The 12,502-nt window shown below is 32.8% G+C and carries 10 protein-coding genes; 9 read left to right on the top strand and 1 reads right to left on the bottom strand.

What is annotated here, in order from left to right:
* Positions 1-373 precede the first annotated feature (373 nt).
* Positions 374-1,144, top strand: a complete 771-nt coding sequence (locus Q7I96_09580; protein ID MDO9627859.1) for a ParA family protein — start codon at positions 374-376, stop codon at positions 1,142-1,144.
* Position 1,145: 1 nt separating this feature from the next.
* A complete protein-coding gene (locus tag Q7I96_09575) occupies positions 1,146-1,682 on the top strand; it encodes an AAA family ATPase (protein ID MDO9627858.1) in 537 nt (178 codons plus the stop codon).
* 169 nt (positions 1,683-1,851) lie between these two features.
* Here the strand turns inward: Q7I96_09575 and Q7I96_09570 are convergent, their stop codons facing one another.
* The gene (locus Q7I96_09570; protein MDO9627857.1) at positions 1,852-2,970 is read right to left on the bottom strand and encodes a radical SAM protein; all 1,119 of its coding nucleotides are present in this window, start codon (positions 2,968-2,970) and stop codon (positions 1,852-1,854) included.
* Between the two features lie 736 nt (positions 2,971-3,706).
* Here Q7I96_09570 and Q7I96_09565 point away from each other — a divergent pair.
* The 7 genes from Q7I96_09565 (at position 3,707) to Q7I96_09535 (ending at position 12,354) form a co-directional block, all read left to right on the top strand.
* Complete coding sequence (locus Q7I96_09565; GenBank protein MDO9627856.1) at positions 3,707-4,201, top strand: hypothetical protein; 495 nt, start codon at positions 3,707-3,709, stop codon at positions 4,199-4,201.
* A 234-nt stretch (positions 4,202-4,435) separates the two neighbouring features.
* Positions 4,436-5,794, top strand: coding sequence for a Ni-sirohydrochlorin a,c-diamide synthase (cfbB, locus tag Q7I96_09560; protein ID MDO9627855.1), 1,359 nt, complete (start codon positions 4,436-4,438; stop codon positions 5,792-5,794).
* An 83-nt stretch (positions 5,795-5,877) separates the two neighbouring features.
* Complete coding sequence (locus tag Q7I96_09555; GenBank protein MDO9627854.1) at positions 5,878-7,146, top strand: oligosaccharide repeat unit polymerase family protein; 1,269 nt, start codon at positions 5,878-5,880, stop codon at positions 7,144-7,146.
* Positions 7,143-8,225 carry a hypothetical protein gene (locus Q7I96_09550; GenBank protein MDO9627853.1) on the top strand — a complete coding sequence of 361 codons (1,083 nt, stop codon included), beginning with the start codon at positions 7,143-7,145 and terminating at the stop codon, positions 8,223-8,225. The genes Q7I96_09555 and Q7I96_09550 overlap by 4 nt, the downstream gene beginning before the upstream one ends.
* Positions 8,226-8,371: 146 nt before the next feature.
* A complete protein-coding gene (locus Q7I96_09545) occupies positions 8,372-8,788 on the top strand; it encodes a C39 family peptidase (protein ID MDO9627852.1) in 417 nt (138 codons plus the stop codon).
* Between the two features lie 210 nt (positions 8,789-8,998).
* On the top strand, positions 8,999-9,829 hold the full coding sequence (locus tag Q7I96_09540; GenBank protein MDO9627851.1) for a F420-dependent methylenetetrahydromethanopterin dehydrogenase: 831 nt from the start codon (positions 8,999-9,001) through the stop codon (positions 9,827-9,829).
* Between the two features lie 290 nt (positions 9,830-10,119).
* Positions 10,120-12,354: an Ig-like domain-containing protein gene (locus Q7I96_09535; GenBank protein ID MDO9627850.1), complete on the top strand. Its 2,235-nt coding sequence runs from the start codon at positions 10,120-10,122 to the stop codon at positions 12,352-12,354.
* Positions 12,355-12,502 lie beyond the last annotated feature (148 nt).

Here is a 12,502-nt window from a genome sequence, read left to right as displayed (position 1 = left end):
AAAGACTGACCCATTTTATATTCTCTTAAAACCATGAAAAACACCATGAAAAAACTATAAACAACTAAATAAATAATAGAACAACCTACAATATAAAATTAACCCCACACAACAAAAAAAACAATTATGAGTCAACCTCATAATTATTTAAAAGATTATATTTTTTTATTTTATACTCACTTAATTCTTATTTTGTGTGTTTCACTTTAGAATCTTCATTATTAGAATTATATTTAACCAAAATAATTATAACTTATAACTTATAATTAATATATTAAATAATATTAATTATAGATAAAGGGACTTTAAATATGTGAAAGATGTTAATTTATTCTCATAAATATTTAATAACAATCTGTGGGAGGGTTTTTTTATGGGAGAAGTAATTTCAATAATTAATCAAAAAGGTGGCTGTGGAAAAACAACTACTGCTGTGAACTTATCAACTGCACTAGCCCTTATGGATAAAAAGGTTCTGGTAATAGATTTAGACCCACAAGGTAATGCTACAACAGGTTTTGGAGTTCAAAAAGGCGAACTGGAAAATACTATTTACACGGTGTTGAGCAGGCAAAATAACATGGAAGAAGTAATGATTCCTACTATTTTAGATGATTTGTACATTGTCCCCAGTAATATTTCACTTAGTGGGGCTGAAGTAGAACTTAGTAGGGAGATTGGATATCATTCTATTCTTCAAGATGCCATAAAAAGTGTAAAGGGAATGTTTGACTATATTTTAATTGATGTTCCTCCTTCTCTTGGCATACTCACCCTAAATGCACTGGTTGCATCAGATAGTGTTATCATTCCTATTCAGGCGGAATATTATGCTTTGGAAGGAATGGCTGACTTATTAAAAACTATAAATCTTGTTGAAGAGCGTTTAAAGACTTCAGCTAATATTAAGGGTATTTTAATAACTTTATACGATTCTAGGACACGTTTAGCCAGAGATGTTCACCAAGAGGTTAAGAAATATTTTGGTGAGGAAGAATACATATTTAAAACTACAATTCCACGTAATGTTCGTTTGGCAGAGGCACCTAGCTATGGAAAACCATGCATATTATATGATCAGGAAAGTGCCGGCACTACTGCCTATTTAAAACTGGCTCAGGAACTCATTAACCGGGATGGTTAATATGGCCCGTCGTAAATCTCCCCCATCAAAAAGCACGGGTCTAGGAATGGGCTTGGATGCTTTGATTAAGGCCAAAACCCGGGATGAGAATAATGAAACTGAAGAAAATCAACTAAAAAGTGGTTCTGATGAAATAGAAATATCTGAGGATTTAAAGAATAACAGATCTTCTAAATCTCAGAAATCTAGAAAATCTGTAAAAGCGGATTCATCTAAAACTAAAACCCCTGTTTCCAGACCTTCTGATAATTCATCTCCCAAAGTTGAAAAGCCAATTAAATCTTTAATTTCAAAATCTACAACTACCAATGACGCAGATGAAGCCGATTCTGCTGAAAATCAGAGAATAAATATGGTGATTAGTGATGTTAAAAAGAATCCCCGAATTACGCTATGGTCTTCTCGCTCAGCAGCTGTTTTAAGATATCTCAAAAAAACACAACCAGAATTTAGTATCAGTAAAGAAGCGTCAAAATTAATTGAAGAAGCAGTTGAAGAAAAATATCCTGAAATATGGGATCTTTTCGATGAGATATAGTTTATTTTTTTAAATTTCTTTAATTTTTTATAGATTTTTATTATAAGTTAAAAGTTATAACTTATAACATCTAAGTTATAATAAATTATTCATTTTGATATATTATTAGCTATATCTTAAAATCAATTTAAAAAATTTTAATTAAAAATAAGAAATTATCAGCTATTTATTAATTAAAAAAATCTAAAGGTGTTTGATAAATTCCTTTAAGTTTTATAAATGGTTCCGCACGTTTTACTGCAACACCTAACTTTTTTAATTCTTCCAATTTAGTAAATGTATGTTTTTTACGAATAGCAATTATTTTTCCAGCTGAAATAGTTCCAATCCCCGGGACCCGGATTAAATCATGATATGATGCATGATTGATTTCCACTGGAAAAATATCCATGGACCTAGCAGCAGAATACTTTGGATCTTCGTCCACATCTAAAAGTCCATTTTCCTTAAAAACTAGTTCTTCTAAATTAAAATTATATGAATTTAAAAGTGCATCGGCCTGATAAAGCCTATTAGGCCTATTATGGTGAGGTTCTGCTCTGGATTCTAGGGGAGTGTCTTCTAAAGGTTTAAAAGCACTAAAATAACTTCTTTTAACATCTAACTTATCATAAAGCCATTTAACTCTATTTAAAATATCTTCATCAGTTTCATCAGTGGCCCCTACAATCATCTGGGTGGTTTGGCCTGAAGGTGCATAAAGGGGATCTTTGTTATGGATATTTTTTATCCATTTTAGACGCCGCATAATGTCTTTTTGATAGTCTTTGGTACTGGAAAGTTCAGCCAGACCATCTGGAGTGGCAGCTTCAATATTAACACTAACTCGATTGGCCAAGCCCATGGCTCTTTTAATGAGGTCTTTTGATGAACCTGGAAGAATTTTAAGGTGTATATATCCAGAATAACCGTGTTCTAATCTTAGAAGTCGTGCCACTTCCACCACCTTTTCCATGGATGGGTCTATGTCTCCAGAAATTCCAGAACTTAAAAATAACCCTTCTACATATTTTTTTTGATAGTAATTCAAGAAAACGCGGGTTAATTCTTCAGGGCTGAGTTCCATCCGGGTAAAATTTCTTTTACTATGATTCACACAATACTTGCAATCATTAATGCACTTATTAGTCATTAAAACCTTAAATAGGGGAACTTGACATCCTCCGTGGGCAGTACTGTAGTAAATTCCAGGTAAATTTGGCCGAGAGCTTGTTTGGTGATTCACATAATCGCAGAGATCAAACTGGGCAGTATCACTTAGGACCTGCATTTTACGCATAGTATTCATTGAATAACAATTTGTTCGGATAACTATAATTGTCTTATGGTAGGCCATCTGGAAACTATTAAAATTAATTGAATGTATGTTGAAGATAACATGTGATGTACATATTTGTGGAATATCTTCTTGAAATTTAATTTCTACTTCAGAATTTTCTTAAAATGACCTTATTTTGGCTAAAACAGTATTTAATCGGATTTTTTTAAAATTGAAATATTTCTGAAATTTATTATAAATTCATTTTAATATCTAAAAACACCTTTAAACCTTGGGGTATGTTTTTTAAAAACTAATTAAATATAAATCGGTTTATATTGGCCTAAAAAAATAAAAAAAAACTTTATAAATGTTTTTAACATGAATTAAATATTTTAATGTCTTTTTTTAAAAAAATCATTTATAACCTTTTTTTACTTTAAAAACTAATTAATAACGTCTTTTTGATGTCAAAACTGACCATTTGGCCATATTCAAATTGGATTTAAGTGATGGTGGGTAATTGTAAAACTAAATAAAAAGCCTTTTTTTACAAAAAGAGTATAATAAGCTAGTATTAGGTTCAAATTACAATTCATTGCCATACATAAACAATTTCTTTTTTAAATACGTTTTTAAAGTGCGTTAAAGGAAAAAAGAGCCTTAAAACTTCTTTTTTTCTAATTTTTGACCAAAACCTTTATATGCAATGTAACGTCAATTAGCAATTGTCTGGAAGATGCTCTTAATTGAGTATTTTCAAAATTTGGACATGGAGGCGGGCATAATTACGCGACGACTTATTATGGCCGTGGCACTAGTATCCTGTATGGTAGTGTCAGGTGTGCCGATTTTTGGAGAACTTAGCTCCAAAAACGTAGATACTACTAAAATAACTGCACAGGTTGTTAAAGCACCTGCAGTAAATGCATCTTATTTCTATGTTACAAAAAAGAAAAAAACCAAGAAAAAATCTACTAAATCTACTTTACCAAATGTGGGAGCAACCAGTGTTACAGCAACTTCCCAATATGTAGACTCCACAGCTAGATGTTCTTGTAGCTTACACAAAGATTACAAATTACATTCAGAACAATTTAAAAATTACTGTCCCTACTGTAAAAAGTCAGGAAAACTAAAATACGAACGGGGAAGGTCATGTCCTGAAGGTATGTGGGTATGCAGTAACTGTGACGCGGATTTCTGTCTGGTTCATGGAAAATCTCATGTAACCAAGGCAAAATACTTAACCAAATCTTAAGTCACGGTATGGATAGAGTTAAATTCTATCTTTTCATTTTAATTTAATTAAGAATAAAATTAATTTAGAATATTAATTAGAATTAATTAATATTAAAAATTACTTAATTTATTAGTAAGAATTCACTTTATTTCTAAATATTTTTCTTTTTATCAATGCCCTATTTTATCACACCGATTTAAAATATCATCATTATATTAAATATTTAAATAAAATGTGAGTTGATTATAGACTATGAGAATAGTATTGGCTGGGACTGGAAGTGCTGTGGGGAAAACTACAATTTCCACGGGTATAATGAAAGCATTATCAGAAGAAACTAAGATTCAACCATTTAAGGTTGGACCAGATTATATTGATCCTACTTATCACACCTTGGCCACAGGAAATAGGTCTCGTAATTTAGACTCATTTTTCATGTCGGATGGCCAGATAAGAGAGGCCTTTGAAAGGGCTATGGCGATTACAGCTTCGAAAATGGGAATAATTGAAGGTGTCAGGGGTCTTTATGAAGGAATTAGTCCTACAGGAGATGTCGGAAACACAGCATCTGCAGCTAAAGCTCTGAATTCTCCTGTCATTTTGATTTTAAATGCTAGAAGTCTGGTAAAAAGTGCGGCAGCAGTAGTACTAGGATTTAAATCCTTAGATCCTGAGATAAAGATTGAGGGAGTAATTTTAAATCATGTCAAAAATCAGCGCCATTACTTGAAGGCTAAAGAAGCGGTGGAAAAGCTGACCAATACTCAAGTAATTGGGGGCATACCCCGGAGCGATTCTTTGACTGTAGAGCAAAGACATCTGGGCCTGGTTCCTGCGGTTGAAAGGGAAAATTTATTAGGGTTTATCGAAAAATGGGGTCAGGTAGTAAGTGAAAACATTGATCTTGATGCTTTGAAAGATATTATGAAAAGTGATGGAAAGATTCCTGCAGAACGCGAACAACTCTGGAAAAAGGAAAATACCAAAAAAGTGAAAATCGGGGTGGCCCAGGATGAAATTTTTACTTTCTATTATCAGGAAAATTTAGAAGCTCTGGAAGATAACCACGCTCAAATAGTTCCTTTTAGTCCTTATCATGATGAAAATCTCCCTGATGTGGATGCACTTTATATAGGTGGGGGTTATCCTGAGATATTCTCTAAAGAACTGGAAAAAAATTATTCCATGCGTAATTCCATTAAAAAGTTCCATTTAGATGAAAGGCCAATTTATGGTGAATGTGGTGGGTTAATGTACCTTACAAAATCTATTAATGGGCATAAAATGTGTGATGTATTCCCTTATCCCTCCCTGATGACGGATAAAGTTCAGGGATTAAGCTATGTTATTTCTGAGGCTCAGCAAGATAATATAATCTCTAAAAAAGGAGATATCTATAGAGGTCATGAATTTCACTATTCTAAAGTGGATATTAGTGCAAATACAACCATTAATCCGAAATTTGCATTTAAAATTCTTCGTGGAAGGGGAATAATAGATTCAAAAGATGGAATAATATCTAAAAACACGGTGGCTAGCTATGTGCATACTCACGCTGCAGCATGTCCTGGCTTTGCTTCTAACTTAACTAAAAACGCTTGGGAAATCTAATAAATGTAAAATTATTAAATTAATGCTATTTAATCCATTATATCTGTGTTTAATTGATAATTAATTATTTCAAGGCCGATAACATGAATTTAACTAATAAAATTGACGTATTTTCTCCTTATTTAATTATATTTGCCATATTTTTGTACGTATTATTTGGATTGGTCGGATTTTTTTATCAAATAAAGGGATTACAGGCACCTTCTATAGGGGTTTATTTCTATATTTTATTTGGCTGCTGTTTTTTTCTTTTGGGAATAATTTTTCCTAAGATATTCTATAAACTCAACTTTAAAAGATTTAAAAATTTAAATAACTTTTTAAATCAATTATATTCTCAAAAAGAATATTTAATAAATAATCTTAATCAAAATAAATCTCCAGATAAATCGAACAATATTAAAAAAAGCTTTTTTAAAAGTTTTTCTCTTCTAGAACTAGTAATTTTAGCCATAGTTATATTGGGATTATCTCTCCAAGCTATTAATTTGATTTATTCAGGAGGCATACCCCTTTTAAGTGGTTATTTGAAGGCTAAAGCAGTCACTAAAATATGGATATTTTCTTACCTCTTGTTTCTACCGGGAATAAATATTTTGCTGGCCCGATTCAACAGGAGCTATTATTATATTCTATTTATTCTTGGAATAGCTATTTTTGCCTTGACTGGCTATAGGACTACCACCATCGTTATAATTTTAAGTGTATTCATTACTTTATATTACACTCGAAATTTCTCTAAAAATCTTAAATGGATATATTTCGCTATTTTTATTATTGGTCTGGTTGGAATAGGCCTTTTAGTAGGATATATATCTGCTAAATCTATTGAATGGCAAACTTGGACTTTAAATCCATTGGAATTATTTTTTTACCGAGCAGGATATACCCTCACAGTTTTTAACACCTTAATTGGGATGCAAGGGGCGACCCATGGAACATTAACCTATTATTCCCTCACTGGATTTTTCCAGGCAGCTGATCCACGGGCTATTGTAGGGGAAGTGGTTCTGGGATACAAACACTCTGCTACATCAACTATATTTGGCCCAGCCCTTTTAGATTTCGGGGTCTGGGCTCTGGCCTTGCAAATGTTCTTTTTAGGTCTGATTCTTAAATTAATGCATTTAATTCAAAAAGTAAAAAAAGGAATTTTTACAGTATTTTATGCCATAATATTGGCCCAAACATTGGTATGGATTGAAACAGGCCCCACAGATTTGGTTGTATGGATATTCTATCTTATTTCTATTCTTTTGATTCTATATGCTTATTTCAATCATAGGAATTATATGAATGGATATGAACTTGATGAAGTGATGGGAAATGACATGAAGCGGGAAGACCCATGAAAATTGCAGTTGCAGCTGAGCTAGCTCCTGCTAAAACCATAATCCCAGTTCTGGAAAAACTAGATGCTGAAGTTATGGGATTGGCACATGGAAATGGTGCTGAAGAACTTTTAACTCAATATTGTTCTGAAATTTATTCTATTGGCCAGGGTCGTGGTGCAGGGGCCCAAAAAAGATCCAATTCAAAGATTGGATATTTGGTGATGAAAGACATCATAAAAACGGCTCAAGCCATGCGAGGAAAGGGAATTGATTTATTAATCACTTGTGGGAATGCAGGAGATGTTAGAAAAGGACTTTCTGCAGCTAATTTACTTAGAATACCGACTTTGCATATTGAACAGGATATTTACAATCCTATTGAAATGATTTCCTTCGCGGATATGGTTACAGCACCATCTAAGGACTATCAAAACTATTTAAAGAATCAATACTCCATAAAAAATGTGAAAAATATTGGTGGATATCCTATGGCCTCATTTATAGATAAAATGAATCTAATGGATAAAAATAAATTGAAAGATTTATATGATGTTGATGAATTTATTTTAGTGGCCCTTGGTGGCGATTTAAAAGCCTATCAAATCCCTGATTTAATAAAAATAATTGAATCTTTAGATAAGACTACTTTAATTGTCCCGTTCCGATTTGAAAGGGATTATGTAAAAAGTCTAATATCTCCTTCATTTTCTTCTAAAATAAAAGTTTTAGAGGGCTTTGTTGATCTTCCCAGTATTATGAATGCTTCTGATTTGTTAATCTATGGGGCCGGAATGGGAATAACCATTGAAGCAGGTGTTTTGAATGTTCCATCTATCAAAATAGCAGGATTCCATCACAAACATTCCAGTGTTGATTTGGCCCGAAAATTAGGAATTAGTGTAGCAAAATTAGAAAATATTCCTCAGGAAATGGAGAATGTCAATGCACCTGTTGGTGGCTCAGAAATGGTAAATCATGCTGAAAAATCAGTTGACAATTTGCTGGATATTATTAATCATTTTGAAGACTTAAAAAAATCTAAGAGTGGTTTTAAAACCTTAAAAAAGATTTGGAATGCTCGGTCAGAATTTAGATAGTTAAAATTAAAATCGTTTATTTTCTATTTTTTTTTTAATGTTTTATTTACAAAATTTATTATATAATTATTATTACTTTTTAAAACAATAATATTAAATATAATAATACTTATTAACTAATTATTACTAAAAAGGTTGTAAGTATTATGAATACTCTTTCAGATGATAATTCTATAAAATCAGAAATCGTGATGCAAAGTACTAGCTATAATTGTGGCCCGGCAGCACTAGCCACGGTACTTCAGAAAATGGGAATAAAATGTAATGAAAATGAATTGGCTAAGATGGCTGGCACTGATGATACGGGGACTACTATGTATGGATTAATGAAAGCTGCCATAAAAAAGGGATTGAATGCTCGTGGAATGAGAATTCATGCTAAAAATTTGGATTCTGATAATATAGTATTTCTGAATATTGATGGAAAATGTCATTACAGTGTAATTAACCAAATAAATGAAAATACAGTGATTTTATCTGATCCAGCCCTGGGAAAAATTGAATTGACCAAAAATTACTTTTTTAAGATATATTCTGGCAATGCACTAATTGTATATAAATAAAATATATTCGGTAAAACATATTGAAACTAATTTCTGACCGATTTTTCTCATATCAAAGTCAAATTTGCTCCCAGAAAGATGGAATAAATTTAATCACCAATTTTCATTAATATGCTGGCACGATTCATACTACTAATATAAAAACTTACCCATTGCACTTAAATCAAAAAGTACTTAATATCTCAATCGATAACACATTTTGGTGATATAATGGTTGTAAAAATCGGTATAATTAAATGTGGTAACATCGGTACTTCTCCTGTCTTGGACTTATTACTCGACGAGAGAGCAGACCGACCAAACATAGACGTATGTGTAATAGGATCTGGGGCTAAAATGAACCCAGAAGAAATCGAAAAAGCCGTACCATTAATGCTTGAAATGGAAAGGGACTTTGTCATATTCATAAGCCCTAACCCAGGTGCTCCAGGACCTGCTAAAGCCAGAGAATTATTATCTGATGCAGATGTCCCTGCAATCATCATAGGTGACGCTCCTGGTCTACGATCCAAAGAAGAAATGGAAGAACAAGGTTTAGGTTACATTATTGTGAAGGCCGACCCAATGATCGGTGCACGAAGAGAATTCCTGGACCCAACTGAAATGGCTTCCTTCAATGCTGATGTAATTAAAGTATTAGCTTTAACTGGTGCTTACAGAGTTGTACAAGACACTATTGATGCAGCAGTAAATGCTGTTGAAGCTGGAAGTGCAATTGAATTACCTAAAGTGGTAATTTCCCGAGATGTAGCTGTTGCAGCTGCTCAATTCTCCAGCCCATACGCTAAAGCTAAAGCCATGGCTGCCTACGACATCGCTACCAAAGTAGCTGATATTGACGTCGAAGGATGTTTCATGACTAAAGATGCAGAAAAGTACATACCAATCGTAGCTTCTGCTCACGAAATGATTACTACTGCTGCTAAACTCGCTGCTGAAGCAAGAGAAATTGAAAAGGCCAATGACACTGTTGTCCGAACTCCACACGGTGGAAAAGGACAAACCATGGCTAAATCAGTTTTAATGGAAAAACCACAATAATTGTGTTTTAAAGCGGTCCTCTGGACTGCTTATTTTTTGTTTTTTTGAAATCATACATATCTTAATAAATTATATTCTATGTCTTGATTTTACTTTTTGGCCAATTTTAGCCTTCCAATAAGTCTTATTCTTTTCAATACTTTCATTTAATAAATATTTAAACTGGTTTTATTTTTTAGTAAATATTTTATTGAAATCTTCAAACTTCGAGAATTAAATAGAAACCTTAAAGTATTATTTTCTATAATTATTCTTAGTAAATTAATACTTTAATATTCTTGAATTTGGAGGTGAAAAGGATTACAAATACAACTAATAATCTTAAAAGTCCAGTAATTGTTTTATTTATATTACTGGTATTCGGAATAATTTCCTTAGCTTCTATAGGTGATGTTTCTGCTAATCCAGGCATTATTTATGTGAATGATTCCTCAGGAAATGATAGCTGGGATGGTGAATCAGATGTGTGGGATGGAATAAGTACGGTGGGGCCTAAAAAATCTATTAAAAATGCTACAGGAACCGTATCTGATGGAGGAATAGTTAATATCGCTGATGGACTATATTCTGGGGAGAATAACAATAATATAACTCTTGATAAGAATATGACTATTCAAGGCCAGAGCCGTGATGGCACTATCATAAATGGGACTAATTCTGCCCAAATATTTCTGATTAAATCAAATATAACAGTTATTATCATGAATTTGACTATTACTAATGGTAATGGCTCAATCGGAGGTGCTATCTATAATAATGGGACTTTGAGCTTATTAAAAACATCTTTTACATTTAACAAAGCAGGATTAGGCGGTGCTATTTTTAATTATGGTAATTTGACTATCAATGATGGTATTTTTAACAATAACTTTGCAACATATGATTCCGGAGCTGTTGGTGGTGCTATTCTTAATTTAGGAGATTTAAAAATTATTCGCAGCGTTTTTAACAATAACTCTGCCAGTAATTTAAATGGAATATCCTATGGTGGTGCTATTGGTAATTATGGGAATTTAAGTGCCAATGAAAGTGAATTTGTGAATAATGAAGCTAATCTTCTTGGTGGAGCCATAGATAATGGAGGTAAGTTTATTTCTAATAAAGTCTCATTTTCAAGGAATTCTGCCACTGGTGGAGGGGCCATATCAAACCAGGGTAATTCTACTTTATCTGATTGTGAATTCTTATTAAATGTTGCAGAATATGGTGGTGCTGTTTACAATATCGGAAATTTGACCATTAATGCAAATAATTTCACAAATAACTTAGTTAATAGTTTGAATAATGATACGGGATGTTTCGGTGGCGCTATTTTTACTGGAGCTGGCGCTTTAATCATCAATTCAAGCAAATTTACAAATAATACTGCAAAAAGTTCTTATAATGATACAACTTATTGTGGTGGTGCTATTTCCAATTATGAAGGCACAACTTCCATGAGGAACTGTGAATTCACTGGTAATCTGGCAGATAGTGGGGCTGCTATTTCTAATATGGGCTATTTAATTGTTAAAAATAGTATATTCGTAGAAAACACTGCCACCAGTGGTTTGGACGATTTAGCTTTTGATGGTGGTGCCATTTCTAATTACGGTAATTCTAGTGTCTATGATAGTAATTTCACTGATAATTATGCGGATCTGGGCGGGGCCATTTCTAACTGGGCCAATTCCACAGTAAACGTATCTGGCAGTGTTTTCAGAAGGAACGGCGCTAATATGAATGGTGATGTTTTCTACAATGAAGGCATCCTAAGGGTTCACTTCTGTCAGATCATGGAAAATGGTATGGACGGATACTATCCAGAAGATATATACAATGAAGGAGGCTCCGTTGATGCTCGATACAACTGGTGGGGTTCCAATCAAAATCCATCAGATCGTGTTGTTGATTCCAATGTTTCTTCCTGGCTGGTTTTAAGATTTAATCCGAGCACGGCTGTTATTAAAAATGGCGGAATTGCTGTACTAACGGCAGACTTACTCCATGATGTTAATGGCGTCTACCACGACCCGAACAATTGCCATGTTCCAGATGGTATAGTGGTGAAATTTTCCTCTAACTTAGGAACAATTGGAACCACATATGTTTCCATGATTAACGGCGTGGCCAGATCTACTTTAAAAGGCGGTTCAAAAGCAGGATATGCTGATGTTGCAGCCAGTACTGGTAGTCAGAGTATACATAAATCGGTTAAAATAGATTTAATTCCACCTAAGGTGACTTATACATATCCTAAGAAGTCTGCTACTGGTGTTCCAAGAACAAAGATCATTTATCTTAAATTCAGTGAAAACATTAAATTAGGTATCAATTGGTCTAAGATTATAGTGAAAGACAAATATGGAAAAATAGTCAATATATCCAAGTGGATTTCAGGAAACATTCTTTACATAAAAACCAGCAACAAAAGAAGCATTAATTCCTATTACTCGGTTTACATACCTTCTTCATCAATAAGTGATCTTGCAGGTAATGCTTTGTCTCCAGGATATGTCATTAAATTCAAAACAGGAAGATATTAATCTTCTTTTTTCTTTTTTTTAATTAAAGTATCTGCAAATTAATTCAAGAACTTTCATGATTTAAAGTAGGCTATTAATCTGATTTAAAATATTAATAAATAAATATATATTTAATATTATTCTAATATCAATTAATAAATCATTAAAT

Source organism: Methanobacteriaceae archaeon (genome assembly GCA_030656015.1).
Lineage (GTDB): Archaea > Methanobacteriota > Methanobacteria > Methanobacteriales > Methanobacteriaceae > UBA349.
This window is presented reverse-complemented; position numbering and strand designations above follow the sequence as displayed.